At 71.2% G+C, this 22,260-nt stretch carries 20 protein-coding genes and 1 riboswitch; of the genes, 12 read left to right on the top strand and 8 right to left on the bottom strand.

The window, feature by feature from the left end:
- The first annotated feature begins 29 nt into the window (after nt 1-29).
- The 8 genes from E3N83_RS07835 (at nt 30) to E3N83_RS07800 (ending at nt 8,703) form a co-directional block, all read left to right on the top strand.
- Nucleotides 30-1,679 (top strand): MFS transporter, encoded by a 1,650-nt coding sequence (locus tag E3N83_RS07835; protein ID WP_151082754.1) that lies wholly within the window; start codon nt 30-32, stop codon nt 1,677-1,679.
- A 121-nt stretch (nt 1,680-1,800) separates the two neighbouring features.
- Entirely contained in the window at nt 1,801-2,136 is a 336-nt protein-coding gene (locus E3N83_RS07830) for a hypothetical protein (RefSeq protein ID WP_151082753.1), read from the top strand.
- A 181-nt stretch (nt 2,137-2,317) separates the two neighbouring features.
- A complete protein-coding gene (gene hemW, locus E3N83_RS07825; protein WP_151082752.1) occupies nt 2,318-3,535 on the top strand; it encodes a radical SAM family heme chaperone HemW in 1,218 nt (405 codons plus the stop codon).
- Nucleotides 3,536-3,606: 71 nt separating this feature from the next.
- The gene (locus tag E3N83_RS07820; protein WP_191908005.1) at nt 3,607-4,539 is read left to right on the top strand and encodes a glycosyltransferase family 2 protein; all 933 of its coding nucleotides are present in this window, start codon (nt 3,607-3,609) and stop codon (nt 4,537-4,539) included.
- On the top strand, nt 4,536-5,120 hold the full coding sequence (locus E3N83_RS07815; protein WP_151082750.1) for an acyltransferase: 585 nt from the start codon (nt 4,536-4,538) through the stop codon (nt 5,118-5,120). Before E3N83_RS07820 ends, E3N83_RS07815 begins: the two co-directional genes overlap by 4 nt.
- A gap of 10 nt (nt 5,121-5,130) precedes the next feature.
- The gene (locus E3N83_RS07810) at nt 5,131-6,210 is read left to right on the top strand and encodes a DegT/DnrJ/EryC1/StrS family aminotransferase (protein WP_151085020.1); all 1,080 of its coding nucleotides are present in this window, start codon (nt 5,131-5,133) and stop codon (nt 6,208-6,210) included.
- The gene (locus E3N83_RS07805; RefSeq protein WP_151082749.1) at nt 6,203-7,207 is read left to right on the top strand and encodes a Gfo/Idh/MocA family protein; all 1,005 of its coding nucleotides are present in this window, start codon (nt 6,203-6,205) and stop codon (nt 7,205-7,207) included. The genes E3N83_RS07810 and E3N83_RS07805 overlap by 8 nt, the downstream gene beginning before the upstream one ends.
- On the top strand, nt 7,204-8,703 hold the full coding sequence (locus tag E3N83_RS07800) for a DUF2142 domain-containing protein (RefSeq protein WP_151082748.1): 1,500 nt from the start codon (nt 7,204-7,206) through the stop codon (nt 8,701-8,703). The genes E3N83_RS07805 and E3N83_RS07800 overlap by 4 nt, the downstream gene beginning before the upstream one ends.
- A gap of 80 nt (nt 8,704-8,783) precedes the next feature.
- Here the strand turns inward: E3N83_RS07800 and E3N83_RS07795 are convergent, their stop codons facing one another.
- The 3 genes from E3N83_RS07795 to E3N83_RS07785 form a co-directional block, all read right to left on the bottom strand.
- A complete protein-coding gene (locus E3N83_RS07795; protein ID WP_151082747.1) occupies nt 8,784-12,218 on the bottom strand; it encodes an Ig-like domain-containing domain in 3,435 nt (1,144 codons plus the stop codon).
- 126 nt (nt 12,219-12,344) lie between these two features.
- Nucleotides 12,345-12,623: an Lrp/AsnC family transcriptional regulator gene (locus E3N83_RS07790; protein WP_151082746.1), complete on the bottom strand. Its 279-nt coding sequence runs from the start codon at nt 12,621-12,623 to the stop codon at nt 12,345-12,347.
- Nucleotides 12,624-12,632: 9 nt separating this feature from the next.
- Nucleotides 12,633-14,456, bottom strand: coding sequence for a DEDD exonuclease domain-containing protein (locus E3N83_RS07785; RefSeq protein ID WP_151082745.1), 1,824 nt, complete (start codon nt 14,454-14,456; stop codon nt 12,633-12,635).
- A gap of 110 nt (nt 14,457-14,566) precedes the next feature.
- Here E3N83_RS07785 and E3N83_RS07780 point away from each other — a divergent pair, with 110 nt between their 5' ends.
- The 4 genes from E3N83_RS07780 to E3N83_RS07765 all read left to right on the top strand — a co-directional run bounded on the left by E3N83_RS07780 (nt 14,567) and on the right by E3N83_RS07765 (nt 18,672).
- Nucleotides 14,567-14,773: a hypothetical protein gene (locus E3N83_RS07780; RefSeq protein ID WP_151082744.1), complete on the top strand. Its 207-nt coding sequence runs from the start codon at nt 14,567-14,569 to the stop codon at nt 14,771-14,773.
- Nucleotides 14,774-14,952: 179 nt separating this feature from the next.
- Nucleotides 14,953-15,136, top strand: a riboswitch (cyclic di-AMP (ydaO/yuaA leader).
- An 80-nt stretch (nt 15,137-15,216) separates the two neighbouring features.
- Nucleotides 15,217-16,146 (top strand): C40 family peptidase, encoded by a 930-nt coding sequence (locus E3N83_RS07775; protein ID WP_151082743.1) that lies wholly within the window; start codon nt 15,217-15,219, stop codon nt 16,144-16,146.
- Between the two features lie 73 nt (nt 16,147-16,219).
- Nucleotides 16,220-17,422 (top strand): hypothetical protein, encoded by a 1,203-nt coding sequence (locus E3N83_RS07770; protein ID WP_151082742.1) that lies wholly within the window; start codon nt 16,220-16,222, stop codon nt 17,420-17,422.
- On the top strand, nt 17,419-18,672 hold the full coding sequence (locus tag E3N83_RS07765; RefSeq protein ID WP_238343120.1) for a M48 family metalloprotease: 1,254 nt from the start codon (nt 17,419-17,421) through the stop codon (nt 18,670-18,672). Before E3N83_RS07770 ends, E3N83_RS07765 begins: the two co-directional genes overlap by 4 nt.
- A 62-nt stretch (nt 18,673-18,734) precedes the next feature.
- On the opposite strand, the gene E3N83_RS07760 is transcribed toward E3N83_RS07765, so the two are convergent.
- The 5 genes from E3N83_RS07760 to E3N83_RS07740 form a co-directional block, all read right to left on the bottom strand.
- A complete protein-coding gene (locus E3N83_RS07760; protein ID WP_151082740.1) occupies nt 18,735-18,944 on the bottom strand; it encodes a Flp family type IVb pilin in 210 nt (69 codons plus the stop codon).
- A 180-nt stretch (nt 18,945-19,124) separates the two neighbouring features.
- On the bottom strand, nt 19,125-19,331 hold the full coding sequence (locus tag E3N83_RS07755; protein ID WP_151082739.1) for a Flp family type IVb pilin: 207 nt from the start codon (nt 19,329-19,331) through the stop codon (nt 19,125-19,127).
- A 261-nt stretch (nt 19,332-19,592) separates the two neighbouring features.
- The gene (locus tag E3N83_RS07750; RefSeq protein WP_151082738.1) at nt 19,593-19,799 is read right to left on the bottom strand and encodes a Flp family type IVb pilin; all 207 of its coding nucleotides are present in this window, start codon (nt 19,797-19,799) and stop codon (nt 19,593-19,595) included.
- A gap of 201 nt (nt 19,800-20,000) precedes the next feature.
- Nucleotides 20,001-20,666 carry a response regulator transcription factor gene (locus tag E3N83_RS07745; protein WP_151082737.1) on the bottom strand — a complete coding sequence of 222 codons (666 nt, stop codon included), beginning with the start codon at nt 20,664-20,666 and terminating at the stop codon, nt 20,001-20,003.
- Nucleotides 20,663-22,258, bottom strand: coding sequence for a sensor histidine kinase (locus E3N83_RS07740; RefSeq protein WP_151082736.1), 1,596 nt, complete (start codon nt 22,256-22,258; stop codon nt 20,663-20,665). The genes E3N83_RS07745 and E3N83_RS07740 overlap by 4 nt, the downstream gene beginning before the upstream one ends.
- Between the last annotated feature and the right edge of the window lie 2 nt (nt 22,259-22,260).

Here is a 22,260-nt window from a genome sequence, read left to right as displayed (position 1 = left end):
CGCCCCGCCACAGCGACGGAGGGGGCCCGATGGCCGGCACGGTGGAGGTGACGGTCGGCCAGTCCCTGCGGCGCGTCCTGGCCAACAAGCCGCTGCGCCGGGTGCAGCTGGCCTTCTTCGGTTCGCTGGTCGGGGACTGGGCCTACGGGACGGCACTGACCGTCTGGGCCTACCGCGACGGCGGGGCGGCCGCGGTCGGCGCGTTCACCGCGGCGCGATTCGTCTCGATGGCGTTCACGGCGCCGCTCGGGGCGGTGGTCGCGGACCGGGTGCCGCGCCGCGCGTTCATGATCACCCTCGACCTGGTCCGGGCCGTCCTGGTCGCCGGTGCTGCGCTGTCCCTGGGCGTCGGTGGGCCGTCGTGGACGATCTACGCGCTGGGGCTGCTGGCGGCGGTCGTGGGCGGACCGTTCCGGGCCGCCCAGGCCGGCCTGATCCCCCAGCTGGTCGACGAGCCCGAGCAGCTCACCGCGGCCAACGCGGTGGCCGCCAACCTGGAGAACGTCGTGGTCTTCGTCGGCCCGGCCCTCGGGGCTGCGCTGGTCGGGCTGACCGGGGTCGAGCTCGTCTTCTGGGTCAACGTCGGCAGCTTCCTGGTCTCCTTCCTGCTGGTGCTCGGCGTCCGGGTGCCGCACCGGCCGGCGACCACCGGTGACCCGGCCGCCGACGACGAGGAGGGGGGCTTCCTGCGTCAGGTCACCGCGGGATTCGCGCTGGTGGCCCGCGAACGGGACCTGCGCACGACCTCGCTGCTGGCGTTCTGCCAGGGGTTCATCTGGGGTGCGCTGATGGTGTTCCTCGTGGTGCTCGCCGTGACGACGCTGAACACCGGCCCCGCCGGTGTCGGCTTCCTGAACACCGTGATCGGAGCGATGACCATCGTCGGCGGGGCCGTGGTGCTGGGCCGGATGAAGGGCGGGCGGCTCGGGTCCGACATGACGCTCGGGGTGCTCGGCTGGTCCGTGCCGTTGCTGGTGATGGCGGCGGTGCCGTCGCCGATCACCACCGTCCTCGCCCTGGCCGTGATCGGCCTGATGGATCCCTGGGTGAACCTCGGCCTGGAGACGATCCCGCAGCGGATCGCTCCGGAGCGCGCCATCTCGCGCGTGTATGCCGCCGTGGACAGCTCGCTGACCGGTGCGATCGCGCTCGGCGCCCTGGTCGCACCGTGGCTGCTCGACACGCTGGGGCTGCGCGGGTCGCTGGCGCTCCTGGGCGTCGTGGTGACGGCGTACGCCGTCTCGACCTGGCCGCACATGCGGCGCCTCGACGTGCGGCTCGAGCAGCCCGTCACCCTCCCGCTGCTCAGCTCCCTGGCCCTCTTCGCCCCGCTGTCACCCGCCACTCGGGAGTCCCTGGCCCGCCGGCTGGTCCAGGTCGACGTGGCGCCGGGCACGGTCGTGGTCGCCGAGGGCGAGGTCTCGGACCGGTTCTACGTGATCGGGTCGGGCGAGGTGCAGGTCACCCAGGCCGGCACCCTGCTGCGCACGGAGACGGATGGCGACTTCTTCGGCGAGATCGGGCTGCTGCGCGACGTCCCCCGCACCGCCTCCGTGACCGCCACGTCCCCGACCCGGCTCTATGCGCTGGACCGCGCCGAGTTCCTGGGCGCGGTGACCGGGCACGACGACTCGCTCGCCGCGACCGAGGAGGTCGTCACGCACCGGCTCGCGGTGTGAGCGCCCGGCACCGGACGGCCGACCTCGACGATGTGTCGGGCATCCGACAGACGGATGGGTGGCGGCAGAGCACGATCAGGTCATCAGCAGCCCGCCGGGCTCATCAGAGAGGCAGCAGGCCATGACCGAGAACATCAACGAGAACACCACCGGGGCTGACCAGGACGACGTCGAGGGTCACCGCGTGCGCCAGGCTCCGATCGACGAGCGCACCAAGTCCGGCCTGGTCGACGACGACGTCGAGGGTCACCGTGTGCGCCAGGCGCCCGTGGACGAGCGGGTCCGTCAGGGGCTCGTGGACGACGACGTCGAGGGCCACCGCGTGCGTCAGGCGCCCGTGGACGAGCGGGTCCGTCAGGGGCTGGTCGAGGACGACGACGTCGAGGGACACGCGGTCCGCCAGGCTCCCGCCGACGACGTGACCGACGAGGGCATCGACTTCGAGCGCCCTCGCTGACCGAGACAGTGACCGGGCAGCCGCCCGGAACGGTACGACGGGGGCGGGCACGAGGGGTCGTGTCCGGCAGGGCAGGGTCGGGTCGCGTCGCGGCCCGGCCCCCTGCTCTGTGGTGCCGACTCGACGCCGGTGCCACCCGGCTAGGGCCGGTGGGAGACCGTACGGGTGGTTGGATGGCCGGGTGCCGTCCTCGCTGCCCTCGGGAGACCCGGCCCCCGCGGACGGCTCGCTGCCCGAGTCCGCCCGGGCCGAGCTGGGGAGCCGCCCGTTCGGCATCTACGTCCACGTGCCGTTCTGCACGGTGCGGTGCGGCTACTGCGACTTCAACACCTACACCGCCGAAGAGCTCGGCGACCTCCCCGGTGCCTCGCGGACGACGTACGCCGAGGCGGCCATCGCCGAGGTCAGGCTGGCCCGTCGGGTGCTCGGCGACGTCGACCTGCCGGTCTCGACCGTCTTCTTCGGCGGAGGGACGCCGACGCTGCTCGGCTCGAGCGACCTGGCGTCCGTGCTGGCGGCGGTGGCCGCCGAGTTCGGGCTGGCGCCGGGGGTGGAGGTCACCACCGAGGCCAACCCCGACAGCGTCGCCGCCTGGGACCTCGAGGCCCTGCGCGCGTCGGGCTTCACCCGGCTCAGCTTCGGCATGCAGTCGGCCGTCGACGCGGTGCTCGCCACGCTGGACCGCACCCACGACCCGCTCCGGGTGCCTGCCGTCGTGGACTGGGCGCGCACGGCCGGGTTCGAGCAGGTCAGCCTCGACCTGATCTACGGCACCCCGGGGGAGAGCCTCGCGGACTGGGAGGTCTCGCTCGAGGCCGCGCTGGCGTGCGCGCCCGACCACGTCTCGGCGTACTCGCTGATCGTCGAGCCCGGTACGGCGCTGGCCCGGCGGGTGGCTCGCGGGGAGCTGCCGATGCCGGACCAGGACGACCTCGCGGACAAATATGTCGTGGCCGACGAGCGGCTGGCCGCCGCCGGGCTGCGCTGGTACGAGGTCTCCAACTGGGCGCGCGACCTCGACAGCCGGTGCCGCCACAACGAGCTCTACTGGACGGGGGGTCACTGGTGGGGGGTCGGCCCCGGCGCGCACAGCCATGTCGGGGGAGTGCGCTGGTGGAACGTCAAGCACCCCGCGGCGTACGCCGCCCGCCTGGCCGAGGACGTCAGCCCGGCCGCCGCGCGGGAGGTCCTCGACGAGGAGACCCGGCGGGTCGAGCGGGTGCTGCTGGAGCTCCGGCTGCGTGACGGCCTCCCGGTCTCGGTGCTGGAGGCGACCGGCCGGCGAGCCGTCGCCGAGCTGGGTGAGCGCGGCCTGGTCGAGCTCGCGGCCGAGCGACTGGTCCTGACCCGGGAGGGACGGCTGCTCGCCGACGCGGTCGTGCGGGAACTCTTGCCCTGACCCCACGCGTGCATTTGCGCCCCAAACGTCGCGTCAGCCCCTATTCTCGTTGCGAACCAGAAGGAGCTGACGTGTACAGGGATCTGCGCGTCGCGATCGTCGTCCCCGCCCACAACGAAGAGCGTCTGGTGGGCCGTGTCGTCCAGACCGCCCCCGCATTCGTCGACCACGTGATCGTGGTCGACGACGCCAGCACGGACCAGACCGGGCAGAGCGCCGAGGCGGTCGGGGACCCGCGGTGCGAGGTCCATCGCCTCGAGCAGAACCGCGGCGTCGGCGGAGCGATCATCGCCGGGCACAAGCGGGCGCTCGAGCTCGGCTGCGACGTCAGCGTGGTGATGGCCGGTGACGCCCAGATGGACCCGGCGTACCTGCCCCTGCTGCTGGACCCGATCGCGGACGGCGATGCCCGCTTCACCAAGGCCAACCGGTTCTACGGCGAAGGCTCCTTCGCCGGGATGCCCCGGCACCGGATCGTCGGCAACATCGTGATGTCGTTCCTGACCAAGGCCGCCTCCGGCTACTGGGGACTCTTCGACCCGCAGAACGGCTACACCGCGATCCACCGGTCGGCGCTGGAACGGCTCGACCTCGACCGGCTCTCACAGCGCTACGAGTTCGAGAACGACCTCCTGATCAAGCTCAACGTGCTGCGCGTCCCGGCCCGCGACGTCCCGATCCCGGCGTTGTACGGCGACGAGGTCTCCGGCCTGAAGCTGCGCAGCGCCGCGCCCCGGATGTTCCGCAACCTGTGGCGTGGCTTCTGGCACCGGATGTGGTGGAAGTACGTCCTCCAGTCCTTCTCGGCGGTGGCGCTGATGTTCTTCACCGGGCTCTTCCTGGTCACCGTCGGGCTGGTCTTCAGCGTCTTCACCATCGTGACCACGCTCGGTCCACCCGTCGCCACCCCGGGGACGGTGCTGCTGGCCGTGGCCCCCTTGCTGAGCGGTCTGCACTTCCTGGTGTCCGCGCTCCAGCTGGACATCCAGGAAGGCAACCTGTGACCGAGGCGCAGGTGTCGACGAGTGCCGTCGTGGGGGAGGGCACTCGCGTGTGGGAGCTGGCCCAGGTGCGCGAGGGTGCGGTGATCGGGCGCGGCTGCGTGCTCGGACGCGGTGCCTACGTCGGGGTGGGTGTCCGGGTGGGCGACCACGTCAAGATCCAGAACTTCGCCCAGGTCTACGAACCTGCCGTCATCGAGGACGGCGTCTTCGTCGGGCCGCACGTGGTGCTCACCAACGACCGACACCCGCGGGCGGTGCGACCCGACGGGCAGCCTGCCGGAGCCGACGACTGGGAGCCGGTGGGCGTCAGCGTCCGGTACGGCGCCTCGCTGGGCGCCCGTGCGGTGTGCGTCGCGCCGGTGGAGATCGGACGGTGGGCGATGGTCGCCGCCGGAGCCGTCGTGGTGCGCGACGTCCCCGACTTCGCGCTGGTGGTCGGGTCGCCGGCACGACGCGTCGGGTGGGTCGGACCAGCCGGACACCGCCTCAGCGACGACGGGGGCGGTCACTGGCACTGTCCCGTGACCGGGTCGTCGTTCGTCGAGACAGAGGGAGCCCTGCGTGAAGCAGACAGCGAGTAGCGAGCCGGAGGTGGCCACCAGGGTCTCCGCGGTTCACGTCGACCTCGGCGGTGACGAGGCCGATGCCGCGCTGCGGGTCCTGCGCAGCGGCCGCGTGGTCCAGGGGCAGGAGGTCGCGGCCTTCGAGCAGGAGTTCTCCTCGCTCGTGGCCGGCCGCGAGTGCGTGGCCGTGAACTCGGGCACCAGTGCGCTCCATCTCGGCCTGCTGGCGGCAGGCATCGGCCCCGGCGACGAGGTGGTGGTGCCGTCCTTCACCTTCGCCGCGACCGCCAACGCGGTCGCCCTGACCGGCGCGACGCCGGTGTTCGCCGACATCGAGCCCGGCACCTTCGGGCTCGACCCCCGCGCGGTCGCAGACGCGATCACCGAGCGCACGGTCGCGATCATGCCGGTTCACCTCTACGGGCACCCCGTGCAGTGGGCCGAGCTCGAGCGGCTGGCCGAGCGACACGGACTGCTCCTGCTGGAGGACGCCGCGCAGGCCCACGGCGCGTCGTACGCCGGGACACCGGTCGGCGCGCTGGGCCAGATCGCCGCCTTCAGCTTCTACGCCACCAAGAACATGACCACCGGAGAGGGCGGCATGGTGGTGTGCCGCGACCCCGAGACCGCCCGCCTGGTGCGGCTCCTGCGCAACCAGGGCATGGAGCAGCGCTACCACAACGAGGTGGCGGGCCTGAACAACCGGATGACCGACCTCGCGGCCGCCATCGGCCGGGTCCAGCTGCGTCGGCTGGCCGGCTGGAACCGTGAGCGGCAGACCCTCGCCGCGACCTACAGCGCACGGCTGCGCGGCGTGGTGACCCCCGTCGTGGACCCGTTGGCCGAGCCGGTGTGGCACCAGTACACCGTCCGGTCCACGGACCGCGACGGGCTGGCCGGACGCCTCGACGCCGCCGGCGTGGACTGCGCGGTCTACTACCCGGTGCCGGTGCACCGGCTGCCGGCCTACGACCTCGACCTGGCCCTGCCCGAGACCGAACGCGCCTGCCGGGAGGTGCTCTCGCTGCCGATCCGGCCCGGGCTCACGCCCGACGAGGTCGACCGGGTGGTCGACGCGGTGAACGACGGGGGGAGCGGTCGTGGCTGATCTCCGCGCCGGGCTCGTGGGTCTCGGACAGATGGGTCGCCACCACGCGCGCGTGCTGTCGTCCCTCGAGGGAGTCGAGCTCGTCGGGATCGCCGACCCGGCCCCGCAGCTGGACCGCACCAACGCGCACCTGAACGTCGTACCCCGGGTCGAGGACCTGCTCGCGCTGGGGATCGACCTCGCGGTCGTGTGCGTCCCGACGTCGAGCCACGAGGCCGTGGCCGTACAGCTCGCCGAGGCGGGGGTCCACGCCCTGATCGAGAAGCCGGTGGCGCCCGATGTCGCGTCGGCTCGCCGCATCGCCGCGGCGTTCACCAGCGCCGGACTCGTCGCCTGCGTCGGTCACATCGAGCGCTACAACCCGGCGCTCCAGGAGCTCCGCCGTCGGCTCTCGAACGGCGAGCTGGGGGCGATCTACCAGATCGCGACGCGACGGCAGGGTCCGTTCCCGGCCCGGATCGCCGACATCGGCGTCGTGCTCGACCTGGCGACGCACGACGTCGACCTCACGGCCTGGGTCACCAAGCGCTCCTACGTCACGCTCTCGGCACACACCGCCAACCGTTCCGGGCGTGAGCACGAGGACCTGGTCGCAGCGGTCGGGACGCTCGAGGGCGGAATCGTGGTCAACCACCTGGTGAACTGGCTCTCCCCGCTCAAGGAACGGATCACCGTCGTCACCGGTGAGCGCGGCACCTTGGTCGCCGACACCATCGCCGGCGACCTCACGTTCTACTCCAACGGGCTGGCGCCGGTCTCGTGGGACACGCTCGCCTCCTTCCGCGGCGTCGTCCAGGGCGACGTGATCCGCTACGCCATCCCCAAGCGCGAGCCGCTCGTGGTCGAGCTCGAGGCCTTCCGCGACGCCGTCGGCGGAGGAAACCGGCGCGTGGTCACCGTCGAGGACGCCACCCACACCGTCGAGGTCGCCGAGACGATGCTCCGGGCGGCCGCCACGGGCGAGGCCCAGACCGTCGGCGAGGTCGTGACGACGTGACGGACGAGCGGGTGCGTCTCGCCGTACGACGCAGTGCGTGGGTGCTGGTCGCGGTACTGCTGGCGCAGGCGGCCTGGATCCTGGCCGTCCCCCCGTTCCGCGGCATCGACGAGTTCGACCACGCGTACCGGGCAGCGGGGGTGGCCTCGGGACAGTGGCACCTCACCGAGGCGCCGGTCGACGGCCGCGGCTGGCTGGTGTGGGTGCCCGCGGACCTGGTCGAGGGGGCTCGTGCCCAGTGCGAGGCCCTGCCCTACACCGGACCCGACAACTGTCGACCGGTCGCCACTCGGGGCGACCAGGTGGAGATCGCCACGACCGCCGGCCAGTACAACCCTCTCTTCTACTGGGTGGTCGGCACCGTGGCCCGTCCCTTCCACGGGGCGGCGGCCCTGTACGCGATGCGGATCACCACTGCCCTGGTCACCGCCTGCCTGCTGGCGCTCGGTGCCGGGCTCTTGTCCTTCGCCGGGGCCGGACGCTGGGCCGCGCTCGGGCTGGTCGCCGCGATCACGCCGCAGGTGCTGTTCAGCGGGGTGCTCCCGGCCCCGAACGGTCCCGAGATGGGGCTGGGGCTCGTCCTGTGGTCCAGCCTGCTGGCACTGGACGGCTCGGCCGGCGCGAGGCGCGAACGACTGCTGCTGGCGACGGCCTTCGCGGCCGCCGTACCTCTCGCCTTCCTTCGCTACCTCGGACCGCTGTGGCTCGTGTGCATCGTGATCAGCGTGGTCACGCTGCGGGGATGGGCCTCGACCTGGCAGCTGGTCGTACGCCGGCGCGCGACGGTCGTCGCGGGCGTGGTCGCCGTCGGGGCCGCCACCGCGTGGGGCCTGGTGTGGATGGTGATCGCCGGGCGCTACCACGTCCCGGTCGGCGCCAAGGTCTACGAGGCCCCGGCCCAGTGGTCGCACGCCTTCTACGTGCCCCTGTGGATGATGCAGATGGTCGGGGCCTTCCCGTTCCGGGACATCCCGGCCCCGATCTGGACCTACCCGCTGGCCTTCCTCGTGATCGGGCTGCTGACGTGGGGTGCCTGGCGACGGGGCGCGGACCCGCGGCGCTCCCGGGTCCTGCTCTGGCTCGTGGTCGCCTCCCTCGTGGTCCCGATCCTCCTGGCCCTGGCCCTGATGCCCAGCATGGGGGCCGCCTGGCAGGGACGCTACGAGCTTCCGTTCCTGATCGGCTTCCTCCCGTTGTGCGGGCTCCTGCTCGACCAGGCCGGCTTCGCGCCGACCGAGGGGGGTCGGCTGATCGCGATCAGCGCAGTGCTGCTGACCGTGGTGCAGGTCGCCTGCGTCGTGCACGTGGAGCAGCTCGAGCTCCAGCGACGCATCTCCGCCGGAGACCCCTCGTGGGTCCATCCCTCACCGTGGGTCATCGGCGCGATCATGGCGCTGGCCTGCGGGGTCGCCTGGTACGGCGTCCGGACCACGGTCACCTCGGACGTCGAGGCCGGACTTCCCGTGCTCGACGAAGCGGCAAGCACCACCGGCTGACGCAGTCAGGTCCACCACCTCGGAACCCGAGGCCGCCCCTGGGATCCGTCACCCAGGGCCGCCGAACCCCGAGGGCCGCCTCAGACCGTGAAGCTCCAGGTGTAGGCGACCATGTGGTTGCCGGCGGCGTCGTGGATCGCCTTGGAGAGCTTGACGGTGTAGGTCCTGCCCTTCTTGAGGTTCGCCTTCGGGATCAGGGTCGCCCCGCGGTGGTTGCTCGCCATCTTGACCTTGGCGGGCAGCCTCGATGTCCGCCCGGCCACGTGCAGAGAGAACGACGTGGTCGAGACGCCCTTGACCTTCTCGTTGAAGGTCACCTTGACCTTCGACGTGGGCTTGCCGACCCCCGACGGACTGATCGCGACGACCGTCGGCCCGGCCGAGTCGATCTTGAAGGACCGCCAGGTGCTGACGGCGATGGCGCCTCCGCTCGGATCCAGGGCCGTCACGCGCCATTGGTATGCCCCGTCGCCCAGGGACGAAGGCGCGTGCGCGGTGGCGGCCGTCGTCGCTGAGTAAGTCACGTTGCCGTTGGCATCGCGGATGTCGAGGCGGTAGTTCGCCGCGAACGGCGCTGCCGCCCAGGTGAAGTACAGGCCGTTGGCCTTCTGGTAGGTGCCTGCGGCCGGGCCGTTCAGGGTCACCGACGAGGAGCTCACGAAGAACCGGCCGTCGGCCGAGAACGGACGAGGTTGGTTGCCCGCGTCGACCCAGCGCACGCGCCACCGGTAGGCGGTCGACGACGGCGGCAGGTAGTTCTGCCAGACGAACGCCGGCTCCCGGGTGTTGCCGGCGAAAACCAGGTTGGCGGGGGAGTGGGTCGCGTCGTCGTTGCGGTACACCTCGATGGTGTAGAGCGACGCGCCGTTCATCGGTGCCCAACGGAACGGGGTCGACCCGGAGACCGTCTCCCCGCCGACCGGGGACGGGACGTTGCCCGGAGTCGGCGCGAGGCTCACCGCTGCCTGGTCGTTGCTGAAGCTGCGGACCTGGCTCCACGTGAGGTGGTTGGACGCTGGGTCGACCACCTGGACCCGCCAGTAGAGCAGCCCCTGCGGCAGCGTCCTGTCGTTCGGGGTGTAGAACGGCTGGTCGACCTCACGGTCGTCCACCTGGCTGTTGAAGGTCGGGCTCTGCGAGATCTGGATCCGGTAGGTTCGCGCCGTCTGGTAGGACGATTCGGCTCCGTTCGCGTACTTCTTCGCCTGGTTGGTGTCGTAGTAGTCCGACCAGCTGAACGACGGCTCGTTCGTCACCGACGCGCCGTCCGCGGGGCTCTGCAGGTTCACCGGCAGCGACTGCTTGCGGAAGGCGTTCGTGGCAGCGGCGTGGGTAGAGATCGGGTCGGGGTTGCAGATGCCGGCTCCGAGGCTCTTGCATGGCCGGATGAACCAGTAGTAGGAGTCCTGCGCCGTGTTGTCCGGAAGATCTGTCGGAGGCCGCCACACGGTGTTGGTGGTCTGGGCGTACGGGTTGACGTTGGAGACCCGGTTGGTCAGCTCCTGGTCCTGAGCCAGGTACACGAGATAGCCCGAGGCGCCGGGAACCGGGTTCCACTTGAGGACCGGGGTCGCCGGGACGCCCACACAGATCTGGCTGTTCACGTCGACGTTCGAGAGGGCGTTGGTGCAGCCAGAGGGAGCAGAGGCCACGGCCGCGTTGCCGTCGAGGGCCACCTCCTGGCCGGACGCGTCTGCCAGGTCCTTGACTGTGAACTGGCCGTACTGTCCACTCGGGGTCTCACCGACCAGGTGGTTGCTCGCGTCGTAGGCATCCACGAACCAGAAGTACGTGCCGGGCGAGAGGTAGTGGACACCGGTGTCGGTCGCGGCCGGGTAGGGGTAGGTCGCCACACTGATGTGCGATGCGTTGGCGTCCCAGAAGCCGGTCCCCTGGACCCCGACCCGCACCTGGTAGTACGCAGCTCCGGACTGCGCGCCCCAGGTCAGATTCGGGAAGTCTGACGTTGCCGGGTCACCGGAGACCCCGGTGATCGGGATCAGTGCCGGGCTGGCCGTCGGCACGGTCCCGGACACCGAGAACGTCTTGCCGGGGTACAGCGGAGAGACGACGTTCTGTGCCGAGACGGTGCGCACCGTCCACGTGTAGGGGTTTCCGCTCGTGGGGAGGTTCGTCTCCGGCGTCCAGGTGTTCGAGCTGGTGGACGTGGAAGCGACGGTGGTGCCATTCGTGTCCTTGACCACCACCTGGTAGGTCTGCACGTTCGAGGTGGTCTGCCACTTGAGCGTCGGCACGTCGACAGTTGCGCCGTTGGTCGGCGACAGCTGGGTGACCTGCCCGCTGCTGTACACGAAGTGGTGGATCTCGGAGAAGATGCCCTCGACGCCTCGCGGGTCGTCGAGACCCTTGACCCGCCAGTATGTCGTGGCGCCGGCGCCCATCGGACCACAGGCATTGTTGACCGGGAAGGTGGTTCCCGTCGTCACACACGTCACGAACGTGCCAGGCGAGAAGTTCGGGTCGCTGCCGACGTCGAGCTGGTAGCGGGAGGCGTGTCGGACGGCGGTCCACTGGTAGTACATCGGGTCGCCCACGGTCGGGTTGAACTGGTTCGCGGGGTACTGCAGGGTCGGCTGGTCGGGCCAGTTGCGCTGGAACGTGAAGGGCGCCGCTGTCGTCCAAGGCATCCGGTTGGTGCCGGCGTCGATGGCCCGCACGCGCCAGTAGTACTGGTCGTTGTCGTAGGTCGTGGCAGGCGAGTACCGCGTGCCCGCCACGACGACGTTGTCGATGATGGTGTTGAAGTCGGGATCGCTGCCGACCTGCAGCTGGTAGCTCGTGGCACCGGGAACCGGCAGCCAGTCGATCGAGACGTCCTGGATCGGAGCGCCGGTGTTCATGTCCGCGCCGGGGGTCGGGTCGTCGAGCTGTCCGACGACGTAGCTCGCCGAGCTGCTCCAGGCAGTGAACAGTCCACCGCCGCGGTTGGCGCGCACCCGCCAGAACCAGGTGCCAGGTACCTGCGGCGTGTCCACGAAGTACGACGTACCGGTGGCGGCGTAGGTGGTCGGGGACGTCCAGGTGCCGGAGTTGTCGACCTGGATCTCATACGACACGGCTCCGGTCACCGCGGACCACGTGAACAACGGCGGCGCGTCGGGCTGCGCCAGCACCACGCCGCCGACCGGTGAGATCGGGGTGGGGGCGGCGTGAGGGGAGATGGTCGCGGACGCGCTGGACCAGCCGCTCAGGCCGTTCGCGGTCTGGGTCCTGACCTGCCAGAAGATCTGACCGTCCGGGAGGTTCGTGGTCGGTACGAACTTGTTGTTGGCCGTCGCGGTGGAGATCAGTGGGCTGTTGAACGACGAGGAGTCGTCGACCACGATCTGGTAGGCGGTCGCACCAGAGACCCGGTTCCAGGTGAAGGTCGGGGTGCTCGTGGAGACCGGTCCGGTGGGCGCCAGCCCGGTTGGTGCCTTGACGCCTGCCTGGGCCGGCGCCACGAGCAGCAGAGAGGCGGCGACCGTGCCGGCGGCACAGAGAACGGTCAGCACGCGAGATGATCGACGAACACCGGACACGGCGGGCCTTCCCCGAGACAGTCTGGACGCCGCAGCCTAAGTCGGCCGCCCCGATGCTGTCGGGCGTTTGGCAAAACCGTGTCCGAAGGGGCCGACGGGTCAGTCCACGCCGACCGCGAAGGCCGACTCGAGGTCGTGGCGGGAGTAGGCGCGGAAGGCGATGTGGGTCTCGGTCGAGGTCACGCCGGGCACCTTGTTGAGCCGGTCGGCGACCACGGAGGCGACGTCGTCGTGGTTGCGGACCCGGACCAGGGCGATCAGGTCGATCTGGCCGGTCACGGAGTAGACCTCGCTGACGCCCTCGAGGTCGGCGATCGCCTCCGCCACCTCGGGGATCGCGGCGACGTCGGCCTTCACGAACACGATGGCGGTGATCATGGGCTGACTCTAGCGAGCCGGTCGGGTCGTCGGGGACAGCGCGCGGCGGTCGTCGAAGGGCACCAGGTCGAGCCGCGACTGGGTGACGGCGTCGTGCAGCGCGAGATGGCGGGTGGCGCCGCCGACCGGGCAGGTCCACTCGCCGTCGACCTCGACCAGCCGGACCCCCGGCGCCTCGAGCCAGCGCAGGATCCGCTCGGTCTCCTCGGCCGTCGCGGCCGGCACCGGACCCGGACCGCCGTGGACCGTCTCGCCGCTGGCGACGAGCTGGGCGACGTAGGCATGAGCGTCGGCGCCGGACGGGATGACGCCGGCCGCGGCCAGCCGACCGTGGCGGACGACGTGCACCGCCCAGCGGCGGCGGTGTCCTGAGCCGGTCGAAGGGTCGTCCTCCCGTCGGGTGGCCACGAGGTGGGGGATGCCGGTCAGTGCCGAGAGCCGCTGGGTGCGGGCAGCCGCCCGCACGAAGGCCGCCAGCCGGTCGCGGTGCACGCCGGCCTCCTCGTAGCGCTGGTCGGCGGCGAGCACGGCCATCCGGCGGGTGATCAGGTCGACCACGTCGTCGGGACGGTGCAGGAGGTTGTCTCGCAGCTGGCGCACCACCGCGGCGTACGTCGTCAGGTCGACGCTGCCGTCGCAGGGCGCCAGGCACCGACCCATCTCGGCGAGCACGCACGGGGAGGCGGCGGGGGTCCGGCCCAGGTGCTGGGAGCACTGGCGCACCGGGAAGGTGTCGTGCAGCGCGGCCAGGGACTTCTCCGCCGTCCGCTTGCTGGAGAAGGGGCCGAGGTAGTCGGCGTCGTCGTCGAGCACCCGGCGCACCAGGGAGAGCCGCGGCCAGGCCTCGCGGGTGAGCTTGAGGTAGTGGACCTTCTCGGGGAACCGCGAGCGCCGGTTGTACTTCGGCTTGTGCTCGGCGATCAGCCGGAGCTCGCGCACCTCGGCCTCCAGCGCCGTCGCGCACTCGATGCCGGTCACCGACGCGGCCAGGCCGACCATCTCACCCATCCGGGAGCGGGTCTCCGAGGCGGTGAAGTAGGAGCGGACGCGGGTGCGCAGGTCGCGCGAGGTGCCGATGTAGAGGACCCGGTCGCGGTCGTCGCGGAACAGGTAGACGCCCGGCGCGTGGGGGAGCCCCTCGGCGAGATGGCGCTTGCGTCGCTGCGCCGTGCTGACCTTGGCGCTGAACGTCGAGAGCTCCTCGAGGGTGTGGACCCCGAGCCCGCCGAGCCGCTCCATCAGGCCGTGCAGCACGTCGACGGTGGCCCGGGCGTCGGAGAGCGCCCGGTGGTCGGGGGTGGTCGCCGACCGGAAGACCTTCGCGAGGGAGGAGAGCTTGCAGTTGGGTGCGTCGTCGCGGGTGATCACGCGGCGCGCGATCTTCGCTGTGTCGAGCACCTCGAACTTCGGCCAGGGCACGCCCTGGCGGGCGGCGAACCAGCTCAGGAAGCCGATGTCGAACGGCGCGTTGTGGGCGACCAGCACGGTGCCGGCGGCGAACTCGAGGAAGGCGGGCAGCACCGACTCGATCGGCGGGGCGTCGCTGACCATGGAGTTGGTGATGCCGGTCAGCACCGCGATGAACGGCGGGATCTGGGTGTGGGGGTTCACCAACGTCTGGAACTCCCCGAGCACCTCGCCGCCGCGCACCTTGACCGCACCGACCTCGGTGATCATCGACCCGCCCTGGGCGGAGCCGCCGGTGGTCTCGAGGTCGACCACGCAGAAGGTCAGGTCGCGCAGCGGGCGGCCCAGCTCGTCGAAGCTGCGTTGCGCCTCCCAGCGCCGGCCGGGGTCGGCCCGGACGGCGGGAAGGGGGGCCGTGGTGGTCACGTCCTCGACGCTAGGACCGGGCACCGACAACCCCCGCCGACACGCCGTACGACGCCCGCACCCCGGTCTCCGGGGGGCGACTGTCGGTGGTGCCTGTGATCGTGCTCTGCATGACGACGCGAATCGACTGCGACACCTGCCTCGTGCGGGGCCTGGCGTGCCACGACTGCGTGGTGACCGTCCTGCTCGGCCCACCGCCCGAGCTGACCCTGGCCGACGACGAGACCCACGCTCTCGACGTGCTCGCCGCCGGCGGCCTCGTGCCTCCCCTGCGGATGGTCACCGCGGTGCCGGGACCGGTGATCGAGTCGGCCTGAACAGATGTGAGAAGGCGTGGCCGTTGTGGCACATGTGACCCGTGTGACACCCGTCCTGACCGTTCCCCGACCAGGTCACGGAAATGTCACGACAGCCTGGTTGAAAGTTTTGCAGTCCTGCCGGGGTGTGGTTAGGGTGACCGCCAGACGTGCGTACCCATGGACCAGTCCGGGCCCATGCGTACGTCGCGCCGAGTCTGAGGCGTGACCAGCTCGGGGTCACGACGAAGAGCCGGGGAACCACCACTCTGGGGTGAATCCTCATCAAGGCGGCGGGCACGCAAGTGCTCGGCGTGGAGGTGGGGTAGGGCATGTCGTGCCCGAATCCGTCAGCTCACCTGGTAGGCGTACGACACAGCAAGGGAGACCTTCCGCTCGTGCTCAACGGCCGGAAAAGCCTCGTCACACTCATCGCCACCGCGGCCATCACCGCCACGGTCGGCATGGTCCCTTCGGGATCAGCCCAGGCCAAGCCCTCCATCACCGATGTGCAGAACCAGGTCGACCGGCTCTACCGCGCCGCCGAGCAGGCTTCCGAGCACTACAACCAGGTCCACGTGCAGCTGAAGCAGATGCGCGGCGCCGTCCAGGCCCTCCGCCAGGACCAGGCCCGCCAGCAGCACCGCACCGAGCAGGCCCGCCGGCTCGTCGCCGACTCCATCGTGAGCCAGTACGAAGGCGACTCGCTGTCCGACGTCGGCCAGGCCGTCGTCTCCAGCGACCCCACGGCGTTCGTCTCTAAGCTGACCACGATGTCGGCCTTCAACTCGATGCAGGCCAACCAGTACTCCTCCTACCTGACGCAGGCGAAGGCGCTGAGCATCCGCCAGGACGCCACCAGCGCCCAGCTCGCCAAGGTCGCGGATCTCGAGCAGCAGGCTGCCCAGGACAAGGCCACGATCGCCCGTCAGCTGGCGGCGGCCAAGGGCGTGCTCGACAAGCTGAAGACCGCCGAGCGCAACCGGATGCTCGAGGCCTCGCGCAGCAGCAGCGTGCGGGTCCCGATGTCGGCGGTCCCCGCCTCCGGCCGAGCGGCGGTGGCGGTCCACTTCGCCCTGGCGCAGGTCGGCAAGGCCTACGTGTACGGCGCGGCCGGACCGAGCGCGTACGACTGCTCCGGGCTGACCATGGCCGCGTGGGGGGCCGCCGGCGTCGCGCTGGCGCACTCCTCGGGTGTGCAGTGGAGCGAGGGCACGCACGTGTCCCCGAGCCAGCTCCAGCCCGGTGACCTGGTCTTCTACTACAGCCCGAGCCAGCACGTGGGCATGTACATCGGCAACGGCATGATCGTGAACGCCGAGAACCCCTCGGCGGGGATCCGGGTCGTTCCGCTCTACTCGATGCCGTTCGTCGGCGCCGTGCGCCCTGGCTGACCCCGGGCGCGACGGCTCTCGTCGCTGGTCGTCTCTCAGGTCGCTGAGCCGGGCCGGCCGCCCCCGTCGGTGGGTGGTCGGCCTCGCGACGTTCCTGGCCCTGGTGGTCGGGGCGACCGCCTGGCTCACCCTGCGCACGCCCACCTATCACGCACCTCTCAGCGGACCGACCGCGCCACAGGCCTCACCGGCCCGGGCTGCGCTGCTCCTGCACGACCTCACCGACGCCGTACGCCGTGACCGGCCCGCCGCGGCCGCGCGGCTCGCGTCCTCCGCCGCGGCTCGCCGGTCGTTGCGGGGCGTGGTCCGCAACGGCACGCGCCTGCACGTGTCGGGGCTGTCCCTGCGCTACGTCGACGAGGTCGGGGGAGTCTCGGCGGGCGGTGGCTTCGCCGCCGACGTGCAGGCCGCGTGGCGCTTCGCCGGCTTCGACCGGCGGCCCGAGCAGGTGCAGGTGCGGTTCCGCTTCGCCGAGCACGACGGCCGTCTGGGGATCGCGGGTGTCGGCGGGGGAGGGCGGCGGACGCCGCTGTGGCTGACCGGCCCGCTCCAGGTACGGCGTACCGCCTCCAGCCTCGTGCTGGTCCAGGGCAGCCACCGCGAGGCCGACCGGTTCGCCGGCCTGGCCCGCACCGCCGTACCCCAGGTCAGGGCGGTCCTGCAGCACTGGACGGGTGGGCTGGTGCTCGAGGTGCCGGCGACGCAGCAGGGGCTGGAGCAGGCCCTGGACGCCCACCCCGGTCAGTACGACTCGATCGCGGCCGTGACCACGACGGTGAACGGGTCGCGCTCGCGTTCCGCGCCGGTGCACGTCTTCGTGAACCCGGCCGTGTTCGGGCCCCTGAAGCCTCACGGGGCGCAGGTCGTGGTGACCCACGAGGCGACGCACGTGGCGACCGGTGCCGCCACGAGTCCGGCCCCGATCTGGCTGGTCGAGGGGTTCGCCGACTACGTCGCGCTGCGCGCCCAGCGCCTCCCGCTGGCGACCACGGCGTCCCGGATCGCCTCGCTGGTGCACCGGCAGGGCCCCCCGGCCCGGCTGCCCGGCCAGGCGGAGTTCGCCGCCGGTGCCTCACACCTGGAGGCTCGCTACGAGAGCGCCTGGCTGGCCTGCCGCCTGCTGGCCCGTCTCGGCGGTCCCGACGCGCTGGTGAGCTTCTACCGGGCGGTGGACGCGGGCCGGCCGCTGGGCCCGGAGCTGCGGCACCACTTCGGGTTCGGCCTCGCTGCGCTGACCGCCCGGTGGCGGACCGTCCTGTCACACTTGCCGGCGTGAGTGAGCGTCGCTGGAGCCTGGTCACGCTGCTGGTGGGCGCGATCGCGTTCGTGGTCGTCGCTGCTTGGCGCATCCCGTGGCATCCGGTCCCCGGTGGCACCCCTGCCCCCGCGTCGGCCTCGTCGGTCTTCGACGCCGCCCAGATCGCCCGCGCGAACGCCTACACCGACCCGGCCCGGCATCTCGCCTGGGCCTCCCTCGCGGTCTCCCTGGCGGTGACCTGCGTGCTCGGGTTCACCTCACTCGGTGCCCGGCTGGCCGGGCGCCTGCGGGGCTGGTGGTGGGTCCGGGTGCTGCTCGCGGTGCTCCTGCTCGCGGTGGTCGGACGGCTGGTGACCCTGCCCTTCGCGATCGTCGGGCACCACCGGGCGCTGGGCTACGGTCTGACCACCGAGGCCTGGTCGCCGTGGGCCGTCGACCAGGTGAAGTCGCTGCTGCTCTCGTGGGTGATCTCCGGGCTCACGGTGGTGGTCCTCGTCGGTTGTGCGCGGCGCTGGTCCCGGGCCTGGCCGGCGGTGGCGGGGGTGGCCCTGGGTGGCCTGGTGATGCTCGGGTCCTTCGTCTACCCCGTGCTCGTGGAGCCGGCGTTCAACCACTTCACCTCGCTCCCGGACGGCCCCCTGCGCACCCAGATCCTCCAGCTGGCCGCCACCGAGCACGTGCACCTCGACGACGTGCTCGTCGCCGACGCCTCGCGTCGTACGACGACCCTCAACGCCTACGTCTCGGGCTACGGCAGCACCCGCCGGGTGGTCCTGTACGACACGGTCGTCCACGACCTCCCGCGGCGGCAGATCCTGGCCGTGGTCGGCCACGAGCTCACCCACGCACGTCACGACGATGTCCTGACCGGCTCGGTGCTGGCGGCGCTCGGCACGCTCGGCGGGGTCGGGCTGCTGGGTCTGGCGCTCCACGTCGTACGACGCCGGCCCGGCGCCCTGGCCGAGCCCACGGTGGTGCCCCTGCTGCTGGCCCTGCTGGCGGTGGGGACGCTGCTGTCGAGCCCGGTGAACAACGGTCTCAGCCGGCTGATCGAGACCCGCGCCGACGTCGGCGGTCTCGAGGCGACCCGCGACACCAGTGCCTTCGTGACCATGCAGAAGCAGCTGGCCCTGCACTCGCTCAGCGACGACCCACCGGCCTGGTCCCAGTTCTGGTTCGGCTCACACCCGACGACCCTGGAGCGGATCGCCATCGCCCGCCAGGTCGGCCACGTGATCGAGCGCGCCGCGGTGGCCAACGCCCCCTGAAATGCCCGTTGGCCGTGGCTCCCGAAGGAGCCACGGCCAACCCCCGTTGGGCGAGACCGAGCTCAGCAGGTGCCGGCGGACCCGGCTTTCGAGCCGAGGCTGTTGCAGGTGTTCGAGAACAGGGTGCCGACCATCCCACCGAAGGCGTAGACCATGACGACGATCAGGGCGGCGATGCCGGCGATCAGGAGCGCGTACTCGACGGCCGATGCGCCGCGCTCGGTGAGCCGGGTCGCACGGGTGAGGAACAGGAGCTTCAGGTGGTCGAGCATCGGAGGACTCCTCGTGGTGGTGACGCACTGCCTGTGGATCGATTGTCGGGGACGAGTGGGCCTGGGCGGATCGGGCGAACGATCCAATGCATCTGATCCGTTGGGACTAGGCCGCACACCCGACCCTGGGAATGCCTGTGGCCGCGGACCCAGGATCCGCGGCCACCATGGCGGGCTGGGTCAGCAGGTGCCGGCGCTGGCGCCGGAGCCGACCTTGTTGCAGGTGTTCTGGAAGATGTTGCTCAGGACGCCCCCGAAGGCGAACACGATGACGACGATGAGGGCGGCGATGCCGGCGATCAGCAGGCCGTACTCCACGGCAGAGGCGCCGCGCTCGTCCATCTTGGCCATCCGGCCGTTGAGGATGATCCGAAGGTAATCAAGCATTGTCGAACTCCCAGGGTCTGAAGCATCTGTGTGCCCCCGAGCACAGACGGGGCAAGGGCCCCCTCGTATCACAGGATCCCGCACCGGCCAGGGCGGCCGGATGAGTCACTCGCGTCGAACCTTGGGGTCCGACCGGACTACCCGGCATAGTCCGATCGGCTCAGATTCCGGCTCCCGGACCTGGGTCCGGCAGGCAGAAATGGGCGATGGCCGCGGGGTTTCCCCCGCGGCCATCGCCGCTGAACAGCTGCTGTGCTGTGGTCAGCAGGTGCCGGCGCTGGCGCCGGAGCCGACCTTGTTGCAGGTGTTCTTGAAGATGTTGCTGAGGACGCCACCGAAGGCGAACACGATGACGACGATGAGGGCGGCGATGCCGGCGATCAGCAGGCCGTACTCGACGGCAGAGGCGCCGCGCTCGTCCATCTTGGCCATACGGGCGTTGAGCATGATGCGGAGGTAGTCCAGCATTTTCGTTTCTCCTACAGTGTGAATTGTATCTGGCGTTTGAGAGCCGAGAAGGCCGGAGGCCTCCGTCGACAATGATGTCGAATCCACGGGGGCCGGACATCCGGCGTTCGCACCCCGCTGCGTAGTCCGTTGGGACCATTCCTGCGAGCGAAGTGGGACCAGATGTGGCAAAACGCCTTCAGGCGGGCCGGTGTTGTGCTGTCAGGACTCGCGGCGCTGCACGCTGGAGAGGAGCCCGATCCGCATGGCCGTGACCAGCGCCTGGGCGCGGTTGTTCGCGCCCAACTTCTGGTAGATCCGGGCGATGTGCGACTTCACCGTGGACTCGCTCATGTAGAGCTGCTGGCCGATGGCGGCGGCGTTGGCGCCGTCCGCGAGCAGCAGCAGCACGTCGTGCTCGCGGCTCGAGAGCCTGGTCGACTCGGCGTTCATCCGGCGCATCATCGCGCCCGCGAGCCCGGTGCAGAGGAAGGAGCGCGGCGAGACCGCGGCGTGACGGGCGGCCCGCACCACCTCGGTCGAGGGGGCGTCCTTGCCGACGAAGGCGGAGGCACCGGCCTCCATGGCCGCGAAGATCTGGTCGTCGCCGGAGTGCATGGTCACCACCACGAGGCCGGCCTTCTCGTCGGTCTGGCGGATGGTGCGGATGATGTCCAGGCCGGTGCCGTCCTGCAGCTGCAGGTCGGTGACGACGACGTCTGGATGTTGGTCGTGGTAGATCGCGACAGCGTCGGCCACCGTGCCCACGGCGCCGATCACGTCGGTGCCCTCCTCGCGGGCGAACGCGCCGACCAGTCCCTCGCGGATCAGGTCGTGGTCGTCGACGATCAGCACCCGCAGGGCGCTCGGCAGCTCGGCGTTGCTCATGCGGTCAGGGTGTCGGGTCGGGTGGAGGGTTCGGTTGCCGACACGCCGTTGGAGCTGAGACGTACGGCGACGGTGGTCCCGCGCGGTGCCCGGTCGTCGACGTCGAGCAACGCACCGATCAAGGTGGCCCGCTCGCGCATGATCTCCATGCCGTGGGAGTCGTCGCGGCCGGTGCCGAGCCCGTTGCCGTCGTCGCTGACGACGATCTCCGCGCTCGGGGGTGCGACCCGGCAGAGCACGTCGATGGTGGCGGCACCGGAGTGGCGGACGGCGTTGGTCATCGCCTCCTGCGCGATCCGGAGCAGCTCGCTCTCGACCTCCGACCGCAGGCGTGTGGTCTGCTCGTCGAGGGTGACGTGGATCGGGATGCCGCTGCTGGCGCTGAGGTGCCGGGCCAGGGAGCCGATCGCCGTACCGAGGGAGTCGTTCTCGCCGATCGAGGTGCGCAGGGTCTGCACCGAGCGGCGTACCTCCCCGACCACCATCGTCAGGCGCTCGCGGAGCATGGTCAGCTGACGGTGCCGGGCCGAGTCCTCCGGCTCCTGCTGCACGAGGGTGTCGACGAAGTAGCCGAGCGAGGCGATCTCCTGGGCCACGCCGTCGTGCATCTCGCGGGCGAGCCGGCGTCGTTCCTCGACCGTTGCGGAGTCGCGGAAGGCCAGGAACAGGACGGCGGTGTCGAGCCGGACCGTGGCCGGGCTCAGCTTGCGGTCCAGTGCGGACAGGCGGCGTGGGAGGTCCATCACGTCGGGGTCGAGGCCGGGGGCCAGGACGCCGGAGACCACCGCGGCGGGCCCGCTCCCACTGTTGAGGGGGAAGGCGAAGGAGTGGCCCGAGACCCGGACGTTGCCGGTCGCCAGGCACTCCTGGGCCAGCGCCTCGCTGACGACCAGGTCGGGCGTCGACGTCGTGGTGTCACCGACCAGCGGGGTCAGCACCTCGCCGCGAGGGATGTGCACGGTCAGCGCCGCGACCGGGAGCTCGTCGCGGACGGCGCTCTCGATCTGCCCGCCCAGGGCGACCGGGTCCAGGCCCGAGCTGAGGCGGCCGGACAGTCCGATCAGCTCCCGGATCAGGGACTGGGCGTCGCGGTAGGCGCGCTGCGGGTCGTTGCCGTCGAGGAAGTTGGCGCGGACGAAGCTCGCGATCAGCCCGAGCCCCAGCCCGGTGATCGTCCAGGTGAACGTCGCCCCCGCCTGGTCCGTCCCGGGCCGGCCCTGGGTCAAGGTGCTGACGACGACGTACGACGCGAGCTGGGCCGACATGGACAGTGCCACGCCCCGCGTGCCGCGCTGCAGGCCGGCGGTGAACGGCGGCACCGCGAGGGCCCCGATCACGGCGGTGTGGTTGTGGGACGACAGCCCGACGACCGAGCCGATCAGAGCGGCGTCGAGCACGAACAGCGCGACGACCGGGATCTCGAGCAGCTCGCCGGCCGTCACGGCGGCCCAGATGCTGCCCATCGCCACCAGCGCCAGCAGCATCAGCTGGCTGTGCTGGACGATGATCGGCATCGCCAGAGTCAGCAGCGCGAAGGCCCGCGCCCCAATGGCGAGCCAGGTGTACTGCCGGCGAGGGCTACCCCAGATCATCG

Source organism: Nocardioides cynanchi, assembly GCF_008761635.1.
Classification (GTDB): domain Bacteria; phylum Actinomycetota; class Actinomycetes; order Propionibacteriales; family Nocardioidaceae; genus Nocardioides; species Nocardioides cynanchi.
The sequence above is the reverse complement of the archived record's forward strand: the minus strand, read 5'-3'. Positions and strand labels throughout refer to the sequence as shown.